Raw genomic sequence first — 20,132 nt, 5'->3', positions numbered from 1 at the left:
CGCCCGTGCCGCCTGTGGACCCAGGCGGCACGGGCGTTCCGTCTGCTCAGACCGCCGGCTCCTGGGCCTGGTCCTGCTCCTCGGCCTGCGCCTGGGCCTGGGCCTTGGTGAAGGTGAAGGCCGGGAAGTCGTTCTGCGCCGACTCGCGGATCAGCTCCTGGAGCTTCCAGCGTCCGGTCGGGTTCAGCAGCTGCCTGACCGGCTTGCCGGGGATGTTGGCGCCGTAGAAGTAGCTGCTCCTGAGGAAGGACGACTGCCCCGAGCTGTCGTTGACGAGGTCCGTCCACTCCTGCTCGGCGGCGGCCGTGACCTCGACGACGTCATGGCCGTGCTCGCGCGCGTGGACGAGCAGGTCCATGACGTGGTCCACCTGGTCGCCGGAGTAGCGGGGGTTGTTGCCGAGGGCGCCGTGCGGTCCGCCGGGGAAGTAGAAGTTGGGGAAGCCGGCGGCCGTGACCCCGAGGTAGGTCGACGGACCGTCCGCCCAGTACTCCTCCAGGGGGAGACCCCCACGGCCGCGCACACCGAGGCGGTTGAGGGCGCCGGTGCCGAAGTCGTAGCCGGTCGCCCAGATGATGATGTCGAACTCCTGGTGGCCCTCGGAGGTCTCGATCCCGGTCTCGGTGATGCGGACGATCGGCGTCTCGTTGATGTCGACCAGGCGGACGGCCGGCTTGTTGTACGCCTCGTAGTAGCCGGTGCCGAACGGGGGCCGCCGGCCGCCGTAGCCGTGCCCCTTGGGGATCAGCTTCTCGGCCGTCTCCGGGTCCTTGACGATGGAGCGGATCTTGGCGGCGATGAACTCGCACCACTCCTCGTTGACCGTGGCGTTCGTGGTCATGTCGTAGTAGTGCTCGGAGAGCTTGGTGAAGCCGGGGCCGTTCCACCGCGTCTCGTAGAACTCCTGGCGCTGCTCCGGGGAGTCCTCCAGGCCCGAGCGCATGGTGATCTGGTGCAGGAAGCCGCTCGGCGAGGCGTTGAGGGTGTCCCGGACGGACTCGAAGCTGCCCTTGAGCTCGGCCTGTTCCTCGGACGTGATCGGTCGGTTGTTGAGCGGGGTCAGCCAGTCGGCCACCTTCTGGTACACCGTCAGCTGCGCGACCTCGTCGGCGATCGCGGGGACGATCTGGACGCCGCTGGAACCCGTGCCGATCTGGGCCACCCGCTTGCCGGCGAAGCCCACGGGTGTCGCGGGCCAGCGGCCGGTGTGGTGCTGCTCGCCGCGGAAGTCCTCGCGGCCCGGGATGCCGGGGACGAAGGGCACGGAGAGGATGCCGGTCGCGGCCACGACGTGACGCGCCCGGTGTTCGGTGCCGTCCTCGGTGCGCACGGCCCAGGTGCCGGTCGCCTCGTCCCACACCGCCTCGGTCACCTTCGCGCCGAACACCATGTGGCGCCGCAGGTCGAACCGGTCGACCACGTGGTTGAAGTAGCGCTCGATCTCCGGCTGGCCGGCGAAGTGCTCCGACCACTCCCACTCCTCCCACAGCTCCTTGGAGAACAGGTAGCCGTAGGTGTAGCTCTCGGAGTCGAAGCGCGCCTGCGGGTAGCGGTTCCAGTACCAGGTGCCTCCCACACCGCTGCCAGCCTCGAGCAGCCTCGTCGAGAAGCCGGCCTCCCGGGCCCGGTACAGCTGACCGATGCCGGTGACGCCGGCGCCGATGACCAGAACGTCTACGAGGCCACCGAGGCCACCGAGGCCACCGAGGGCCTGGTCCGCCGTGCCCGTCTTCGTGGTTTCGCTCATGTGCTCTCCCGCGTGAGCCTTGATTCATATGTCGACCGGTCGATCGAATATTCAGGGTGAGAGTAGAGGAGGGGTCGGATTCGTTCAATGGATGCGAACTTCGCCCGGGACATTGATTGTACCGACCGTCTGGTCTAACTTTCGCTCAGGGACGCGAAGCCGCGCGACGGGAGCAGTTCATGAGTGACGACAGCGTCGAGGAAACCACCGATTTGCGGGCCGCGGGCTGGAAGGCCATGCGGGCCGCCCTGCCCGGCGTGTTCCCCGAGGAGGACGTCGACCTGCGGGACGGTCGCCTCGGGGAGGAACTCGTCGACATCGGCCTCACCGGTGTCTGGGGAGCGCTGTGGGGACGCGAGGGGCTCGCCCCGCGCGACCGCAGCCTGGTCACGCTCGGGATCCTCATAGCCCTCGGGGCCGAGACCGAGCTGAAGACCCACGTCCGGATCGCGCTGACGAACGGCCTGACCCAGGACGAGATCGCCGAGGTCATCTACCACGCCAGCGGCTACACCGGGTTCCCGCGGGCGGTCGCCGCCCGCACCGCCGCCCGCGAGGCGCTGGAGGGCTGAAGGCCCGCCCGGGTCCTTCCGCCCGGGTGTCCCCACCCGGATGTCAGCGAGCGGGGGCCCCACACCGAGCACACGAGGAGCACACATGTCACTTCAGGGAAAGGTCGCGGTCGTCACCGGCGGCGCGCGGGGGATCGGGCACGGGATCGCGACCGTGCTCGCGGCCGAGGGGGCCGCGGTGGCGGTCTGGGACCTGAACACCGAGGGCGCCGAGAAGACCGCCGCGGAGATCCGGGCGGCGGGCGGCACGGCCGTCGCGGTGGGCGGTGACGCCGCCGACGCGTCCGCCGTGGCCCGCTCCGCGGCGCGCACCCGCGACGAACTCGGGCCGGTCACCATCCTCGTCAACAACGCGGGGACGACCGCCTACGAACCCTTCACCCAGATCGGCGAGGCGTCCTGGGACCGCATGATCGGCATCAACCTCAAGGGACCGTTCCTGGTCACCCAGGCGCTGGTGCCCGACATGCTCGAGGCGGGCTGGGGCCGGATCGTCAACATCTCCTCGTCCTCCGCCCAGACCGGTGCGCCCGCCATGGCGCACTACGCGGCCTCCAAGGGCGGCGTCATCGGCCTCACCAGGGCGCTGGCCGTCGAGTACATCGACAAGGGCATCACCGTCAACCACGTCCCGCCGGGGTTCATCGACACCCCGCTGGTGCGCCAGGGCCCCGTCGACGTGGACGCCGTCGCGGCCACCATGCCGATGAAGCGGGCCGGTACCCCCGAGGACGTCGCGCACGCGGTGGCCTACCTCGCCTCGCCGGCGGCGGGCTATGTGACGGGTCAGACGGTCAGCGTCAACGGCGGGCGCTACCTCGCCTGACCGACCGCCCCCGTCTTCACCCGGAACACAGCACCGACACCGCAGCAACGCCGTACTGGAGCCGAGAATGAGCATCGACGACGACGTCAGGGCCCCGGCCCGCGTCCTGGTGGTGGGCGCCTCCGCGTCCGGACTGACCACCGTGGAGACCCTGCGCCGCAAGGGCTACAAGGGCCGGATCACGGTGCTCGGCGACGAGCCGCACGCGCCGTACGACCGGCCGCCGCTGTCCAAGCAGGTGCTCTGCGGGGCATGGGAGCCGGAGCGGGCCGCACTGCGCGCCCCGGACGTGCTGTCGGCGCTCGACGCCGAGTTCGTCCTGGGCGACCCGGCGGTCTGCCTCGACCGGGCGTCGCGCGGTGTCCGTACGGAATCCGGGCGGGAACTGCGGGCGGACGCCATCGTCATCGCCACGGGGGTAAGGGCCCGGCGCCTGCCCGGCTCGGAGGACCTCGCCGGCGTCCATGTACTGCGCACCCTCGACGACGCGCTGGCGCTGCGCGCCGGTCTGCTCGCCGGCACCCGGCTCGTGGTCGTCGGCGAGGGCGTGCTCGGCTCCGAGATCGCGGCCACCGCGCGGACCCTGGGTCTGGACGTCACGCTTGCCGGACCGCTGTCGGCGCCGATGGCGCTCCAGGTGGGCACGCTGGTGGCGGGCGTGCTGGCCGGACTGCACACCGAACGCGGCGTGCGGCTCCGGCTCGGCAACGGCGTGGTCGGACTCACCGCGCAGGGCGGCCGGGTCACCGGCGTCCGGCTCGCCGGCGACGAGGTGCTGCCGGCCGACGTGGTGGTCGTGGCGATCGGTGCCTCCCCGGCGACGGACTGGCTCGCCGACAGCGGGCTGGAACTCGACAACGGGGTGGTGTGCGACTCCCGCTGCCGGGCGGATCAGGGCATCTACGCCGTCGGCGACGTGGCCCGCTGGCACCACGAGGGCCTCGGCAGGCTCGTCCGTCTGGAGAACCGGACCAACGCCACCGAACAGGCCATGGCCGTCGCCGGGGAGATCCTCGGCGCGGACCGGCCGTACGCGCCCGTGCCGTACTTCTGGACCGACCAGTACGACGCCAGGCTCCAGGTGCACGGCTTCCTGCCCCCGGACGCCGAAGTGGACGTCGTCGAGGGCGATCTGACGACCCGTCGCTTCGTCGCCCGGTACCGCAGCGAAGGCCGGGTGACCGGGGTGCTCGGCTGGAACATGCCCAAGCAGGCCCGCATGCGCCGACAGGAGATCGTCGACGGTCTCGACGCTCCCGCCCCGACCCACTGAACGATCAGGAGAGATTCCCATGAAGGTTGTCGTCGACGAGGAGAAGTGCGTCGCCGCCGGGCAGTGCGTGGCCGCCGCCATGGACGTGTTCGACCAGCGCGAGGACGACGGCATCGTCGTCCTGCTGAACGAGAACCCGGCGGCCGAACTGTCCGAGGACGTCCGCAACGCCGCCGCCGTGTGCCCGGCGCTCGCGATCCGCCTCGAGGAGTAGACCCCGCGAAGTCCACCCCTTCGCCCACCCCCACCACCAAAGGACCATCCATGGCTGAGGCAGACACCCGGGACGCCCCCGACGAGTCCCTCTACTTCTACCAGGACGAACGGGACGCCAAGTGCCCCTTCGCGCCGCCGCCCGGACTGCGCGCCCTGAACGACAGGGCTCCCGTGTCCCGGGGCCGGATCTGGGACGGCAGCACCCCCTGGCTCGTCACCGGCCACGCCGCCCAGCGCGCCATCCTGTCCGACCCCCGGGTCAGCTCGGACGACAAGCGGCCGGGATTCCCGTATCCCAACCGGGCCATGGCGGAGACCGCCCATCACCACCCGCTCACGATCTTCAACGCCGACGGCGCCGACCACACACGCATCCGCCGCATGATGACCCGCCCGTTCACCCGCCCCCGGATGGAGGCGCTGCGGCCGGACATCCAGAGGTTCACCGACGAGCTCATCGACAAGATGCTGGCGGGTCCCAAGCCGGTGAACCTGGTGACGGCGCTGTCGCTGCCGCTGCCCTCGCTGATGATCTGCGCGCTGCTCGGAGTGCCGTACGAGGACCACGACTTCTTCCAGGAGCACGCCTCCTTCGCCACCCGGAGCGACAAGACGGCCGAGGACGACCGCCGGGCGAGCGAGGCACTGGGCGGCTACCTGGCCGGACTGCTCCAGAAGAAGATGGACGAACCCGCGGACGACGTCCTCTCGGACTTCGCCGCGCGGATCAAGGCGGGTGACCTCACCCTTCCCGAGGCCACCCTGCTCTCCATGATCCTGCTGATCGCCGGTCACGAGACCAGCGCGACCATGATCACGCTGGGCACCGCACTGCTGCTGGAGAACCCCGACCAGCTCGCCCGGCTGCGCGAACTCGAGGACACCCGGGACGCCGCGAACGCGGTCGACGAGATCCTGCGCTACCTGACCGTCGCGATGTTCGGACAACGGCGCATCGCGTCCGAGGACTTCGAGTTCGAGGGCGCGCAGATCAAGGCGGGCGACGGCATCGTCGTCCCGCTGCCCGCCGGCAACTGGGACCCGGAGGCCTTCCCCGAGCCGGAGAAGCTCGACCTGACCCGCAAGGCGAACCACCACCACGCCTTCGGCTGGGGCATCCACCAGTGCCTGGGCCAGCAGCTCGCCCGGATCGAGCTCCAGGTCGTCTTCGGCACGCTGTACCGGCGCGTCCCGACCCTGCGCCTCGCGGTCGCGCGCGACGACCTCGAGTTCCGCCCGGCCGACGCGCTCGCCTTCGGCATCAAGGAGCTGCCGGTGACCTGGTAGCCCGGGCATCGCCGCATCGCCGCATCGCCGCATCGCCGCATCGCCGCGTCGCCGCAGGCGCTCCGGCGCCGACCGGCAGGTCCCGCCCGCCCGTCCGGGCGGGACCGGCCATCGCATCCGCGACCGCAGTACAACACCGCAGTACAACAGGAGTCAGGCATGAGCGAGTTGAGCTTCGAAGGACGCGTAGCGGTCGTCACCGGCGCGGGCCGGGGGATCGGCCGGGCCCACGCCCGCCTGCTGGCGGAGCGCGGTGCGAAGGTCGTCGTCAACGACCTGGGCGGATCCATGGAGGGCGACGGGGCGGACACCGGCCCCGCGCAGAAGGTCGCCGGGGAGATCGTCGCGGCGGGAGGCGAGGCCGTCGCCGACACCAGCGACGTGTCCACGCAGGCCGGCGCGGAGGCGATCATCGGCTCGGCGATCGAGCACTTCGGGCGCATCGACATCCTCGTCAACAACGCGGGGATCATCCGGTGGGCCGGCCTTCCCGAGGTCGACGCGGCGAACCTCGAACGCCACCTCGCCGTACACCTCGTCGGCTCGTTCAACACGCTGCGCGCCGCCTGGCCGCACTTCGTCGGGCAGCGGTACGGCCGGGTCGTGCTGACCACCTCCAGTGGCCTGTTCGGGCTCGACAACAACCTGTCGTACGCGGCGGCGAAGGCGGGCACGGTCGGGCTTGCCCGCAGCGCGAAACTGTCCGGCGAGCCCCACGGGATCAAGGTGAACCTGATCGCGCCCGCGGCGATGACCCGGATGGGCGGCGGCCCCGAAGAGGAGCCCGCCGAGGCGGCCCCCGGTATGCCGTACATGCCGTCGGACGCGGTGGCCCCGATGGTGGCGTACCTCGCGCACGAAAACTGCCCGGTCAACGGGGAGATCTACACCGCGGGCGCCGGCCGCTTCGCGCGCCTGTTCATCGCGTCGACCGAGGGCTACGTCCACGAGGGCGACTCCGTGACCGTCGAGGACGTGGCGGGGAACTGGGACGCCATCAACGACGAGAAGGGCTACTACGTGCCGTCGGACCTGATGGCCTGGTCGGGCGCGTTCCTGAAGCACCAGTTCACACCGAGCGCCGATTCGGCGAACGCGTAGGGGGCGAAGGCTTTACGGCTGCACGGTGTACGACCGCACGGGGTGCGGCCGTTCGGCTCCACGGCTGGCGGGGGTGACGCCCCGCCGGCGTGGCATGGCCGGTGGCGGCTGTGGTTGTGGCCGTGGCCGAACGCTGACGGCCGTGAGGCGGACGAGGTGGCCGAGGGCCGGGCGGAAAGCCCGGCCCTCACGGCGTTTCGCCGCGCGCGTCGCAGGGGCCGAGGGATCCTGCCGGGTGCCGGGTGCCGGGTGCCGGGTGCCGGGTGCCGGGTGCCGGGTGCCGGGCCGGGCCTACCACCTGCGGTCTGGGCCCACGGCCACTTGTTCGGGGCCGCCTGGGCCTGAGGTGTTCGGGCGGCGGTGTTCGGGCGGCCGGGGCGGTCCGTTGCCTGCGGAGTTCGGCCTGCGCTGCCGGGGTTACGGCGGCCGACTACCAGGGTTGTGGGGCCCGTTGAGTGGCGGCACGCGCAGCCGCCGCGCGGAGCGAGACACCGCGGCAAGCGCGAACGAAGCGGGTCGGCGCAAGGCGGCACGCAGTGTGGGTGGGGTATGCGGCGCGGGTGGAGGCGGCATGCGGCCCGCGCCGGGAAGGCAGGCAGCGCGGGTGAGGCAGCACGGGGCCCGGCGCGATGCGGCACGCAGGGCGAATAGAGGCGGCACGCCGCCCGCGCCGGGGAGGCGAGCGGTGCGGGTGCGGCGGCAGCCGGGGAGGCGAGCGGTGCGGGTGCGGCGGCAGCCGGGGAGGCGAGCGGAGCGGTCCCGTGCGGGCACGCCGGGGCGGCGTGATCAGGCCGCCTGGCCGACCTCCGCCTCGTCGAGGCGCTTGCTCCGGGGGATGAGAAGCACGAGCAGCGCGCCCAGGGCGCAGCATCCGACGACCAGCCAGAGACCGTTGGTGAACCCGGTGTCGAGATAGAACTGGGTGCCCTTGAGGATCGCGCCGTGCTGGGCCATCACGACGAAGGCCAGCTGGGAGACGATGATCTGTGCGACGCCCTGGCCGAGCGTCTGCGCGCCGTTGGCCAGCGCCTGCTCCTCGGGGGTGACCACCTCGATGATCATGATGGGCACGATGGCCATGACCATGCCGGTGCCGATCCCGGCGATCACCCCCATCTCCACGATCTGCGCGGCGGTGCGGTGCAGGTGCGTGCCGATGCCGTAGCCGACGACCGTGAGCACGGATCCGGTGCCCAGCAGGATGCGCGCGTCCATCCGGCGGGCGAGCCAGCCGGTGCCGACGGCCGCGAGGATGATCATGGCGCTGATCGGGCTGGTGACGATGGCGTTGTGGGTGCCGGACCAGCCCAGGCCCTCGGAGACGGTCGGGATGCTCGGCATCAGTATCAGCAGCTGGATCACCACGCCGACGGCGCTGAGCGAACCGGCGGCGATGGACGTGGCCAGCAGGACGGTCCACACCGGACGACGCCGGGTCATGGACGGCGGGAACAGCGGTTCGGCCACCCGGCGCTCGACGAGCACGAAGGCGAACAGCGCGATCAGTGCCCCGGCGACGTAGGCGGCGAACCTGCCGCTGTCCCAGCCCCAGTGCGATCCCTGGCCGACGGCGTACACGAGCGCGGTGATGCCGCCGCCGAGCAGGAGTCCGCCGATCCAGTCCATCCGGCCGCCCGCCGCGCGGATCGGGCTCTCGGGCACGAAGGCGGCCACCAGGACGAAGCTCGCCGCGGTGCTGACGGCCATGAACCACAGCACACCGCGGAAGCCGTGGTCGTCCAGCAGCCAGCCGGACAGGAACGGCCCGCCGAAGGCGACGAGACCGACGCCGCCCGCGAGGATCCCGCTGGCGAGTCCGACCCAGCGGCGGGGGAACACGTCGCGGGTGATCGCGTAGGCGAGCGGGGCGGTGGCCGCGTAGATGCCGGCGATGCCGCGACCGATCAGCAGCGTGCGGTAGTCGGTGGCGACGGCGGCGATCAGATCGCCCACGAAACCGAGTCCGGTGGCGACGAGCAGGACACGCTTCTTGCCGAAGAGGGCCGCGGCCTTGACCGCGAAGGGCAGGAAGAAGGTCCCGGTCAGCAGGGTCATCAGGGTGAACCAGGCGATCTCGGTGGTCCGGAAGTGGATCGCCACATCGGCCTGCGCGATGCCGGACAACGCGGCCATGAGGGCGACCAGTTGGACGGTCCACACAAGCGCCACGACCATCAGGACGTTACGCGTGGAGGAGGATCTCTCCTCCCGGGCCGGCGGAGCGGCGGTGGGTGTCTGCGACATCGGGGGCCTTCCATGGGTGAGCGGAGAACCAGAAGGCGGCTCTGGTCCGGGCAGGGACGGGGAGCCCTCGGCGGGGTGCCGGCGATCGCTCGGTCACACCGGCCCGAGGGCTGACGGACCGGGAGGCACGGGACGAGGGCGCGGTGCGCCGTGGTCACGGGCGGAGGCAGGTGTGACGCCCGTCTGAAGCTTCGGTGCGGCTGCCGGAAAGATAGACCCAACGGTCGGTACAATCAATGAGCCGCACAGAAAAAGGGACCCTGCAGCCGACAGGTGCCGTGCGGCACCCCCTCCCGCCGCCGTGACCAGCGCGTTCCGCCTCCCAGCCGGCCGGACACACCACGAACCGCAGTCGGCCTCCGTCCCGCTCAGTGGGACGCTTCAGCGCTCCACCCGTCCGAGTCGCCCGGACGCGCGTGGTGGGGGGCGCGGGTTCCCGGCCGACCGCCGCTGTCCGGCCCCGAGTCGGCGGTGTGGAACCCCTTGGTGATTCCTTGGCCCGTCGCACACTCGTCGTACCGTCGACTTTCACACCCGCGTCACCCGGCCCTTCCCTGACGTTCGGTGCCCTTGGAACACTTCGTGGCGCGCGCATTGCGTCACGAACCGGCAGGCGCAGCCCCTTCCGTACGAGAGGTGCCTCACCCATGCCCGAAGTCAACCGGCGCCGATTCCTCCAACTGGCGGGCGCTACCACGGCGTTCACCGCTCTCTCCAACAGCATCGAACGCGCCGCCGCGCTGCCCGCCAACCACCGCACGGGGTCGATCGAGGACGTCGAGCACGTCGTCGTCCTCATGCAGGAGAACCGCTCCTTCGACCACTACTTCGGCAAGCTGCGCGGCGTCAGGGGCTTCGGCGACCCGCGCCCGGTCACCCTCGCGAACGGCAAGTCGGTCTGGCACCAGCCGGACGGCTCCGGCAAGGACGTCCTCCCGTTCCACCCGGACGCCGACGACCTGGGTCTCGCCTTCATCCAGGACCTCCCGCACGGCTGGAACGACGGCCATGTCGCCTTCGACGGCGGCAAGTACGACAAGTGGGTGCCCGCCAAGAGCACCACGACGATGGCCTACCTGACCCGCGAGGACATCCCCTTCCACTACGCCCTCGCCGACAGCTTCACCATCTGCGACGCCTACCACTGCTCCTTCATCGGCTCCACCGACCCCAACCGCTACTACCTGTGGAGCGGTTACACCGGTAACGACGGCAAGGGCGGCGGCCCGGTCCTCGGCAACGACGAGGCCGGCTACAGCTGGACGACGTACCCCGAACGCCTGGAGCAGGCCGGGGTCTCCTGGAAGATCTACCAGGACGTCGGCGACGGCCTGGACGCGGCCGGCAGCTGGGGCTGGATCCAGGACGCCTACCGCGGCAACTACGGCGACAACTCGCTGCTGTACTTCAAGCAGTACCAGGACGCCAAGCCCGGCGACCCGCTGTACGACAAGGCCCGCACCGGCACCGACGCCCGCAGGGGCGAGGGCTTCTTCGACCAGCTGAAGGCGGACGTCAAGGGCGGAAAGCTGCCGCAGATCTCCTGGATCGCCGCCCCAGAGGCCTTCACCGAACACCCCAACTGGCCCGCGAACTACGGCGCCTGGTACGTCGCCCAGGTCCTGGACGCGCTCACCGCCGACCCGAAGGTGTGGGCGAAGACGGCGCTGTTCGTCACCTACGACGAGAACGACGGCTTCTTCGACCACCTGCTCCCGCCGTTCCCGCCGGCCTCGGCCGCGCAGGGCCGGTCGACGGTCGACGTCGGCCCGGACCTCTTCAAGGGGGACAGCAGTCACACCGCCGGCCCCTACGGGCTCGGCCAGCGCGTGCCCATGCTCGTCGTCTCGCCCTGGAGCAAGGGCGGTTACGTCTGCTCCGAGACCCTCGACCACACCTCGGTCATCCGGTTCATGGAGCGCCGCTTCGGCGTCCACGAGCCGAACATCTCGCCGTGGCGGCGCGCGATCTGCGGCGATCTGACCTCCGCGTTCGACTTCTCCCGCCCGGACACCCGGCCGGTCGCCCTGCCGGACACCGACGGCTACGAGCCCCCGGACAAGAACCGCCACCCCGACTACGTACCCACCCCGCCGGCCCACCCCGTCCTGCCGAAGCAGGAGCGCGGCACGCGACCCACCCGTCCGCTCAGGTACGCGCCCGCCGTGGACGCCGCGGTGGATCCGACCGCCGGTACCCTCACCCTCACCTTCGCCTCCGGGGCCAAGGCCGGCGCCGCCTTCCTGGTCACCTCGGGGAACCGCACCGACGGCCCGTGGAGTTACACCACGGAGGCGGGCCGGACCGTCTCCGACACCTGGAACTCGGCCTACTCGGGCGGCTCGCACGACCTGACCGTGCACGGCCCGAACGGATTCCTGCGCGCCTTCAGGGGGACGGGCAGGGCGGCAGGGTCCGAGGTGGCCGCCCGGCACACCGGCGACGGCCTCGAACTGACCTTCACCCACCGGGGTTACGGCACGGTGGAGCTGAAGGTGGCCGACGGGTACGGCGGCCGTCCCACGTCCGTCAGGCTGCGGCCCGGCGCCGTGGTCAGGCGCACCCTGGACCTGCGGGCGAGCCGGCGGTGGTACGACCTCACCGTCACCTCCACCGCCGACCCGGCGTTCCTGCGGCGGCTCGCCGGACACGTCGAGAACGGGCTGCCCGGCGTCAGCGACCCGGCCATCGTCACGGAGTGACCCGCTCGGTTCCCCAAGTCACGGTGAATGCGCGGTGAACACCGCATCGTGGGGGCTGGTCAGGTCCAGGTGGGATCGGGGTAATGTGCCCCGGTGACCACGCAATCGAACACACCTTCAGGTTGGTATCCGGACCCGCACGGGGCGGACCGGACCCTGCGGTACTGGGACGGCGCCCAGTGGACCGAGCACACGCACGCGGACGACAAGGGCGGGCCCGCGCCGCAGGTGCCGCAGCAGGCGGGGCCGGACGACCGGGTCCGACGCCAGGTGCAGCAGCAGGCCGGGGTCGCGGCGGGCGGCCCCGGCGGCGGCACGCTGTTCAGTGAGCCGGTGCTGGTGGTGAACCAGAAGGCCAAGCTGATCGAGCTGACCAACGAGTACAAGGTCATGGACCAGCAGGGCAACCAGCTCGGCTCGGTCATCCAGGTCGGCCAGAGCGCGCTGCGCAAGATCCTGCGCTTCGTCGCCAGCGTCGACCAGTACCTGACGCACCGGCTGGAGATCCGTGACGTCCACGGGCAGCCGGTGCTGCTGTTGACGCGTCCGGCGAAGGTCTTCAAGTCGCGGGTGGTCGTGACGCGCCCCGACGGGCAGCCGGTGGGTGAGATCGTCCAGCAGAACGTCTTCGGGAAGATCAACTTCGCCATCAACGCGGACGGCCGGCAGATCGGCGCGATCAAGGCGGAGAACTGGCGGGCGTGGAACTTCGCGATCGTCGACCACGACGACAACGAGGTCGCCCGGATCACCAAGACCTGGGAAGGCCTCGCCAAGACGATGTTCACCACCGCGGACAACTACGTCCTGCAGATCCACTACCAGCTGCCCGAGCCGCTGCTGAGCCTGGTCGTCGCCACGGCCCTCACCGTGGACACCGCGCTCAAGCAGGACGCACGCGGCCTGGGCTGAGGTCCTCCGCGCAGATGTGATGCCGCACGCGGCACGGGGTGAGGTCCTCCGCGCAGATGTGATCGATGCCGCACGCGGCCTGGGCTGAGGCCCTCCGCGCAGATGTGACGCCCCCCGGTACTGCTCGAGGGAGCGTCACGTCTGCGCGCGTGCGCTACAGCGGGGTGAGGTGCTCCGGGCCGGTCGTCGGCCGCGGCAGCAGCGCCGGTTCGGCCGACGCGGTCTCCGGCCGCAGGGCCAGCACCGCCGCCACGGGGTGATCCTCGTCCGGGACGGCACCGGGTTCCGGCGTGGCCCGTGACAGCAGGACCACACCCCACCCCGCGACCCCCGCTCCCGCGAGTGCGAGGAGCACACCCGCCGCCCCGCCCTGGAGGCGTTCGCCCAGGAGCGCGAGGCCGATCGCCGCGGCGGCCACCGGGTTCGCCAGGGTCACCATCGCCAGCGGTGCGCCGAGGCCACCCCGGTAGGCGGTCTGCGACAGCAGCAGCCCGGCCGTCGCGAAGGCCGCGACCAGCAGCGCCACCCCGATCACCTGCACGCTGAGCAGCGGACCCGAACGGTCCGTCGCGGCCACCGTCACGGTCTGGGTGAGCGCCGAGGCGACCCCCGAGGCGAAGCCGGACGCAGTCGCGTGCCGCAGTCCCGGCCTGGCGCCGCGCCGGGCCAGCAGCCCGATGAGCGCCGCGGTCGCTCCCGCCACCCCGACCGCTTCCGGCAGGCTCAGGACGTCCGCGGGAGCCGGGCCCGACGCGGTGACCAGGATCGCGGCCAGGCCGGCCAGGGTGAAGGCGGTGCCCCGCCACTCGGCGGCGCTGACCCGGCGCCCGGCGACCCGCGCGCCCATCGGCACCGCCGCGACCAGGGTGAGCGCGCCGAGCGGCTGCACCACGGTGAGCGGTCCGTACTTGAGCGCGACCACGTGCAGCAGCGCGGCTCCGGCGTTCAGCCCCACCGAGCACCACCAGGCACCGTTGCCGAGCAGACGCAGCAGTCCCGTGCCGGGGTGCCGGGAGGCGAGCCGCTCCTGGGCGACGGCGGCGGCCGCGTAGGCGACGGCGGAGAAGAGGGACAGGACGACGGCGATCAGGGTGGCGTTCATCGGCCCGCTCCCACGAGAACCGGCTTCTCGGCCGGGACGACAGTGCGCGCACCGGGTCCCACCGGGGTGGCCGTGCGCCGGGGTGCGTGGATCAGCGTGAGCGCGAGGCCGAGCAGCGCACCCGCCGCGATCGCGTCGAGCCAGTAGTGGTTCGCGGTGCCCACGATCACCAGCAGGGTCAGCAGCGGATGCAGCAGCCACACCCACCGCCACCGCGACCGGGTGGCGACGACGAGGCCGATCGCGACCATCAGGGCCCAGCCGAAGTGCAGCGAGGGCATGGCGGCGAACTGGTTCGACAGGTGGTCGGTCCGCGGCGGGCCGTAGACCGACGGCCCGTACACGCGCGCGGTGTCGACCAGTTCCGTCGCCGCCAGCATCCGTGGCGGGGCGAGCGGGAAGGCGAGGTGCAGCACCAGGGCGGCGGCGGTGACCGCGGCCAGTACCCGGCGGGCCCACACGTAGTGGGCCGGGCGCCGCAGGTAGAGCCAGATCAGGAAGGCCAGGGTGGCCGGGAAGTGCACGGTCGCGTAGTAGGTGTTCGCGACCTTGGCCAGGATGTCGCCGTGCAGCAGCAGGGACTGCACGGAGCCTTCTCCGGGCAGCCGCAGCAGGCGTTCGACGTGCCACACGTCCCGTGCGTTGCGGAAGGCCTCGCCGGTGTGGCCGGCAGCCAGCTGCCGACCCAGCTTGTAGACGAGGAAGAGCCCTGCGACAAGCAGGAACTCGCGGACTATGGGCGGCCGCGCCGGTGTGGCCGGCTCCGCTTTGGCAGGCTCGGTGCGGGCATTCATCCCCCGGCCCCTTCACTGACGGTGGTGCGGTGAGGTGGTGCTGCCGTGCTCGTGACTCGTGCATACACCATCGATACGATGTCGTACCGATACGTCAGTGTACCGATACGCAGGCGTACCGGTACACTGACGTATCGATTGATGTGCGCCACACTGGACAGAGGCTCCCGCCGGGGCCTCGAGGCAAGCCGGAGAAACGGTGGAGAAGGAGAGGGGTCGGCAGATGACGTCGCAGGCAGCGGACGGGCCCGAGTCGGTCGCCGCCACGAGCCGCTCCAAGCTCACGCCCGAGCGTGAGCAGGAGTTCTTCGACGCCGTCCTCGACCAGGTCCGTGAATGCGGGTACGAAGCCGTCACCATGGAGGGCATCGCCGCCAGCACCCGGTGCAGCAAGTCCACGCTCTACCGGCAGTGGAAGACCAAGCCCCAGTTCGTGGTGGCCGCCCTGCGCTCCCGTCGACAGGCCAGGCTGGCCGGCATCGACACCGGCTCGCTCGCCGAGGACCTGCGGGAGGCCGCCCGGGCCACGGGTCGCTGGTCCACGAACGACACCAAGCTGCTGCAGGCGCTCGGCCACGCCGTCAACGGTCACGAGGACCTCGCCCGGGCGCTGCGCGAGGCGATCGTCCACCCCGAGATCGAGGCGCTGCGGGAGATCCTGCGGCGCGGGGTCGAACGCGGCGAGATCGCCGGCGACCATCCGGCGCTGGAGTACGTCCCTGCGCAGATGTTCGGAGTGATCCGCGCCCGTCCCGTCGTCGACGGGGAGTACGCCGACCAGGAGTACCTGGTCCGCTTCGTGGAGGCCGCCGTGCTGCCGGCGCTCGGTCTCACCTAGGGATCGACACGGAGTCCGACACAGAGATCAGCACCTGACTCAGGCCGCCGTCCACGGGATGACTGGACGGTGACCTGTCTCGCGCCGCACCGTGGGGACGGGGGCGGCGCGCACCACCCGGCCGGGTGGGGTCCCCTTGAGCGGAGGGGCGCCCCACCCGGCCGGCCGTGTCAGACGTCCTGCCCGCTGCCGCCGCCGGTCGACACCTTGATGCCCTGGGTGACGGTGTCGATGACCGACGCGCTCTGATCGGCGTCGAGCCCGAAGCGGAGCACCACCAGCCGCTTGCCGTCCGCGGGCGCCGGGAACGCCAGCGATTCGACGATGCCGTCCGCGCCCTTGCTCGTGACGGCCTTCCAGCGCACCAGGTACCCCTTCTGCCCGGCCACCGTCACCGCCTTGGAGGCGAGTACCTGGTGCGAGGTGATCGCGCCGTACGTCGTGCCGCCGTAGGACTCCTCGGCGTTGGCCGAGATGTCCGCCTTCGCGACCTCCTCGGCGGTGTCGCCCTTGGTCTTCAGCACCTCGACGGGCGCCGAGTACACGCCCCCCTTGGTGCAGGTCTTCGAGGTGTCGCCCGGGCACTTGTAGGAGGAGTCGGAGGTGATCTGCGCACCCACGCTCAGCTCCTGGCCGGTCCAGCCGGCCGGGATGGGGATGCTGATGCCGTTCAGCGCGTCGGTCACCGAACCGCTCTTGATCTTCGGCGCCTCGGACTCCCCGGGCGCGGGAGAGGCCCCGCCCGAACCCCCGGAACCGTCCGAGCCCCCGGAACCGCCCGAGCCACCCGAACCGCCGGAGTCACCGAAGGGCCCGCCCTGGCCGCCGCTGCCGCCCTGGCCACCCGTGCCGCCGGGTCCGCCCTGCCCGCCCGGCCCCTGGGCCGTGCCGCCGCCACCCGAGCCGTTGTCGTCGGCCAGCGCGTACACGCCGACCCCGATGCCGACGAGGACCGCGACGGCCGCGGCGACGGCTGTGCCCGTCCGCAGCCCGCGCCGCCCGCCCGTGCCCGCCGGCGCCGCGGGATACCCCGGATACCCCGGATGCTGCGGGTACACCGGGTGCGCCCCGTCCGCCGGCGTCTGCGCCGGCGGACCCCATACGGCGGCCGAACCCGCGGCGCGGGTCTGATCCGTCCATGCCTTGCCGTCCCACCAGCGTTCGGTGGCGGGACCGTCACTTGTCTGCCCCGGGTCGGGATACCACCCGGGAGGAGTCACCTGCGTCATGTTCCCACCGTATGAGGCGTCGGTGAAAGCCGGATGAGAGGGAGGGCACTTCGATGAAATCCGTTCCGCGCGCCCCGTCGCCCTTCTGGCGTGAAGTCGACGTCAATTCGGTGCTTGTCACTCGCCGTTGACGTCAGGGGACCACTTCCGCAGGCCCGCCGGGGCGCCCCGGGCCGTCCCGTGTCACTCGTCGAGGCGGACCTGCCCGGACCGCCCTCCGTTCGGGCCTCCGGAGGGCTACGCTCGACGTCGGTACGTCGTTCGGGCGACTTGGGGAGGTAGCGGGATGACGGAGGTCCGGCCGGCGGCGGCCGCCTCGGCTTCCCTGTGGGAGCGCGAGCAGGAAGTCGCCGCCATCGCGCAGGCGGTGGAGAGGCTCTGCGCCGACCGGTCCTCGTCGGGTCACCTGCTGGTGCTCCGGGGCGAGGCGGGATTCGGCAAGACCGCGCTGTTGGCCGAGACACGCCGCATCGCCGAGAGCCGCGGCTGCGTGGTCTGGTCGGCCCGCGGCGGCGAGACACTGAGGTCCGTCCCCTTCAACGTGGTACGGCAGTTGCTCCAGCCCGCACTGCTGTCCCTGCACCCGGAGGAGGCGCGCGAGTACTTCGGGGACTGGCACGACATCGCCGGCCCCGCCCTCGGCATCGCGGAACCCGGCGAGGGCCACGCCGACCCGCAGGGCGTGTGCGACGGCCTCGTCGCCGCCGTGACCCGGCTGGCCAGGCGCGACTACCCGCTGGTGCTGCTGATCGACGACGCGCACTGGGTCGACCAGGAGACCCTGCGCTGGCTCGTCGCGTTCGTCGAACGCCTCGACGAACTCTCGGTCCTGGTCGTCGTGGCCCGCAGGCCCGGCGAGGTCAAGGGCGACGCCGCCCGCCACCTCGACGCCATCGGCCAGGCCGCGGGCCGCGCCGTCACCAGCCTCAGCGCCCTGACCCCGGCCGCGGTGGCCGGCCTCACCCGCGCCACCCTCGGACCGCACGCCGACGCGGCGTTCTGCCGCGAGGTGTGGGCCGTCACCGACGGCAATCCCTACGAGACCGTCGAACTCCTCGCCAAGGTCCGCGACAGCGAACTGGAAGCGAGCGAGTCCTCGGCCGGTGAACTGCGCGACCTGAACCGCGCGGCCCGCGGCGGCGGTCTCGTCGACCGTCTGGAGAAACTGGGCGTCGACGCCACCAAGTTCGCCATGGCCGCCGCGATCCTCGGCGCCGACATCTCCGTCACCCAGGCGGCCCGGCTCGCCGGACTCGGCCGGGACGAAGCGGTGCGCTGCGCCGAGCTGCTGCGTGCCGCCCGCATCCTCACCGAACCCGTCCCCGGCGCAGTCCCCGCGGGCGACGGCGATCTGGAGTTCGTCCACCCACTGATCGCCTCCGCCGTCTACGACTCCATCCCCGGCGGCCTGCGCACCGCGATGCACGGCATCGCCGCCCAGGTCGTCACCGACGAGGGCAAGGGCCTCGCGGCCGCCTCCCGGCACCTGCTCCAGGTCCATGCGGAGGGCGACGAGGAACTCGTCGAGCAGTTGCGCGAGGCCGCCCGGGAACACCTCGCCGTCGGCGCCCCGGACGCGGCCCGCCGCTGTCTGGAACGCGCCCTGCGCGAACCTCCCGCCCCCGACGTCCATGCGCAGGTGCTCTACGAACTGGGCTGCGCCACCCTCCTCACCGCGCCCGCCAGGACCATCGACCACCTGCGCACCGCCCTCGGCATGCCGGGCCTCGACGGCGCCGAGCGCGTCCACGCCGTCTACCGACTCTCGCAGGCACTCCTGCACAACGACCAGTTGGAGGAGGCCGTCCGCACGGTCGAGGCGGAGGCCGCCCGGCACGCCCCGGGGCCCGCGCGGCTGCGGCTGCAGGCGGTGCAGTACATGTGGGAGGGCGTGCACGCCGGAGAGGCGATCTCACCGCGCCGCTCCGAGAAGCTCGCCGCGCTCGCCGCCACCTGCACCGGCCGGGACAACGCCGAGCGCGCCCTGCTCATCCTGCGCGGCTTCGACGCCATGACCCATGGCGAGAACGCCGAGGAGGTCGTCGAGTTCTGCGACCGCGCCCTCGTCAACGGCGGACTGGCTCCCGGGCTCGGCTGGACCGACCAGGAGTGGGGCATCGAGCTGCTGATGATGCTGGCCAGCTCCTACGCCTACACCGACCGGCTCGACCGCGCCGACGCCCTCTTCAACGAGGCTCTGCGCGCCTATGTGTCCGCCGGCTGGAGCGGCGGCCACCTCGCCCTGGCCCACGCCTACCTGGGCCTGGGACTGCGAAGGCGGGGCCGTCTGAAGGAGGCGGAGGAGTCCCTCAGGCAGTCGCTGCGCGTCGCCGAACGCGTCGGCCGCGGCCTGCCCCTGTACTGGTCGGCGACCTGCAACCTCATCGACACGCTGCTGGTCCGCGGCCATGTCGCCGAGGCCTGGGAGACCGCCGAACAGTACGGATTCGCGCCGCCCTACCCGTCGACGATCGTGCTGCCCGACCCCCGATCGGTGCGCGGCCGGCTGCTGCTGGCCGTCGGCCGCGTCAAGGACGGAATCAACGAGCTGGAGGCGGCCGAGAAGGCGGCCGCCGCACGCGGTCACCTTAACCCGGTGATGGTCCCCTGGGCCGTCGATCTCGCCCGGGCCCTGGCCACCGAGGATCCGGCCCGTGCGAACCGGCTGGTCTCCGAGGCCCGTCGGCAGGCCGAACGCTTCGGCACCGACACCGCGATCGGCGAGGCCCTGCGCTGCGCAGCCGCCCTGGAGACCGGCCAGCGCGCGGTCCGGCTGGCCCAGCAGGCGGTCACCTATCTGGAGTCCTCGCCCTGCCAGTACGAACACGCGGCCGCCCGCGTCGAGTACGGCATCCTCTCCCGCTCCGTGTCCGAGCTGGGCCGGGGCCTGTCACTGGCGCGCTCCTGCGGAGCGGACGGTCTGGTGGACCAGGCGCAGCAAGCCCTGCGAGGCCTGGGCGCGCCCCAGGTGGGCCTCGTACCGGGACAGACACGGAGATAGCCCCGGGACGCCGCCGGTGGAGGTGCCACCGGCGGCGCGTGTCCAAGAACGGCGAAGAACATGCGCCTTCAGGCGTGCCGGGCCGCACCCGGTTCCCGGAACACCCCGCGCCGGTCACCTGCGCCGGTACCCCCGGCGCCGGTCACCTGTGCCGGTCCCCCGGCGCCGGTCACCCGTGCTGGCACACCTGGCGCCCGCCGGGCGGACGGTGCCACCTCGCGGCACAACCCAGGCCGTGCCCGCGCAGTCCCGCCCGGCTCGCGATGCCCGGCAGGCACTTCGCCGGAG

At 72.0% G+C, this 20,132-nt stretch carries 15 protein-coding genes; 10 read left to right on the top strand and 5 right to left on the bottom strand.

Annotated features, from left to right (window positions below; all coding sequences use genetic code 11):
• Positions 1–46: 46 nt before the first annotated feature.
• Positions 47–1,747, bottom strand: a complete 1,701-nt coding sequence (locus tag ACFWBB_RS30155; RefSeq protein WP_385278602.1) for a flavin-containing monooxygenase — start codon at positions 1,745–1,747, stop codon at positions 47–49.
• A gap of 179 nt (positions 1,748–1,926) precedes the next feature.
• Between ACFWBB_RS30155 and ACFWBB_RS30150 the strand changes: the two genes are divergently transcribed.
• The 6 genes from ACFWBB_RS30150 to ACFWBB_RS30125 all read left to right on the top strand — a co-directional run bounded on the left by ACFWBB_RS30150 (position 1,927) and on the right by ACFWBB_RS30125 (position 7,022).
• A complete protein-coding gene (locus ACFWBB_RS30150; RefSeq protein ID WP_385278600.1) occupies positions 1,927–2,319 on the top strand; it encodes a carboxymuconolactone decarboxylase family protein in 393 nt (130 codons plus the stop codon).
• A gap of 85 nt (positions 2,320–2,404) precedes the next feature.
• A complete protein-coding gene (locus ACFWBB_RS30145; protein WP_385278598.1) occupies positions 2,405–3,145 on the top strand; it encodes an SDR family NAD(P)-dependent oxidoreductase in 741 nt (246 codons plus the stop codon).
• Positions 3,146–3,212: 67 nt separating this feature from the next.
• The gene (locus tag ACFWBB_RS30140; protein WP_385278596.1) at positions 3,213–4,418 is read left to right on the top strand and encodes an NAD(P)/FAD-dependent oxidoreductase; all 1,206 of its coding nucleotides are present in this window, start codon (positions 3,213–3,215) and stop codon (positions 4,416–4,418) included.
• A gap of 19 nt (positions 4,419–4,437) precedes the next feature.
• On the top strand, positions 4,438–4,632 hold the full coding sequence (locus ACFWBB_RS30135; RefSeq protein WP_385278594.1) for a ferredoxin: 195 nt from the start codon (positions 4,438–4,440) through the stop codon (positions 4,630–4,632).
• 50 nt (positions 4,633–4,682) lie between these two features.
• Entirely contained in the window at positions 4,683–5,921 is a 1,239-nt protein-coding gene (locus ACFWBB_RS30130) for a cytochrome P450 (protein WP_385278592.1), read from the top strand.
• A 159-nt stretch (positions 5,922–6,080) separates the two neighbouring features.
• Entirely contained in the window at positions 6,081–7,022 is a 942-nt protein-coding gene (locus ACFWBB_RS30125; RefSeq protein ID WP_385278590.1) for an SDR family NAD(P)-dependent oxidoreductase, read from the top strand.
• 786 nt (positions 7,023–7,808) lie between these two features.
• Here the strand turns inward: ACFWBB_RS30125 and ACFWBB_RS30120 are convergent.
• The gene (locus ACFWBB_RS30120; RefSeq protein WP_385278588.1) at positions 7,809–9,266 is read right to left on the bottom strand and encodes an MFS transporter; all 1,458 of its coding nucleotides are present in this window, start codon (positions 9,264–9,266) and stop codon (positions 7,809–7,811) included.
• A 647-nt stretch (positions 9,267–9,913) separates the two neighbouring features.
• Here ACFWBB_RS30120 and ACFWBB_RS30115 point away from each other — a divergent pair.
• Complete coding sequence (locus ACFWBB_RS30115) at positions 9,914–11,968, top strand: phosphocholine-specific phospholipase C (RefSeq protein ID WP_385278586.1); 2,055 nt, start codon at positions 9,914–9,916, stop codon at positions 11,966–11,968.
• 93 nt (positions 11,969–12,061) lie between these two features.
• The gene (locus ACFWBB_RS30110) at positions 12,062–12,880 is read left to right on the top strand and encodes a phospholipid scramblase-related protein (RefSeq protein ID WP_385278585.1); all 819 of its coding nucleotides are present in this window, start codon (positions 12,062–12,064) and stop codon (positions 12,878–12,880) included.
• Between the two features lie 154 nt (positions 12,881–13,034).
• Here ACFWBB_RS30110 and ACFWBB_RS30105 read toward each other — a convergent pair whose 3' ends face one another.
• Together ACFWBB_RS30105 and ACFWBB_RS30100 are read right to left on the bottom strand one after the other, a co-directional pair.
• The gene (locus ACFWBB_RS30105) at positions 13,035–13,982 is read right to left on the bottom strand and encodes a hypothetical protein (protein WP_385278583.1); all 948 of its coding nucleotides are present in this window, start codon (positions 13,980–13,982) and stop codon (positions 13,035–13,037) included.
• The gene (locus ACFWBB_RS30100; RefSeq protein ID WP_385278581.1) at positions 13,979–14,776 is read right to left on the bottom strand and encodes a phosphatase PAP2 family protein; all 798 of its coding nucleotides are present in this window, start codon (positions 14,774–14,776) and stop codon (positions 13,979–13,981) included. Before ACFWBB_RS30100 ends, ACFWBB_RS30105 begins: the two co-directional genes overlap by 4 nt.
• Before the next feature lie 223 nt (positions 14,777–14,999).
• Here ACFWBB_RS30100 and ACFWBB_RS30095 point away from each other — a divergent pair, with 223 nt between their 5' ends.
• Entirely contained in the window at positions 15,000–15,614 is a 615-nt protein-coding gene (locus ACFWBB_RS30095; RefSeq protein WP_385278579.1) for a TetR/AcrR family transcriptional regulator C-terminal ligand-binding domain-containing protein, read from the top strand.
• Positions 15,615–15,784: 170 nt separating this feature from the next.
• Here the strand turns inward: ACFWBB_RS30095 and ACFWBB_RS30090 are convergent, their stop codons facing one another.
• Entirely contained in the window at positions 15,785–16,843 is a 1,059-nt protein-coding gene (locus tag ACFWBB_RS30090) for a DUF2510 domain-containing protein (protein ID WP_385278578.1), read from the bottom strand.
• A gap of 286 nt (positions 16,844–17,129) precedes the next feature.
• Between ACFWBB_RS30090 and ACFWBB_RS30085 the strand changes: the two genes are divergently transcribed.
• A complete protein-coding gene (locus tag ACFWBB_RS30085; RefSeq protein WP_385278577.1) occupies positions 17,130–19,844 on the top strand; it encodes an ATP-binding protein in 2,715 nt (904 codons plus the stop codon).
• Positions 19,845–20,132 lie beyond the last annotated feature (288 nt).

Origin of the sequence: Streptomyces sp. NPDC060000 (assembly GCF_042737375.1) — a bacterium.
GTDB lineage: Bacteria > Actinomycetota > Actinomycetes > Streptomycetales > Streptomycetaceae > Streptomyces.
The sequence above is the reverse complement of the archived record's forward strand: the minus strand, read 5'-3'. Positions and strand labels throughout refer to the sequence as shown.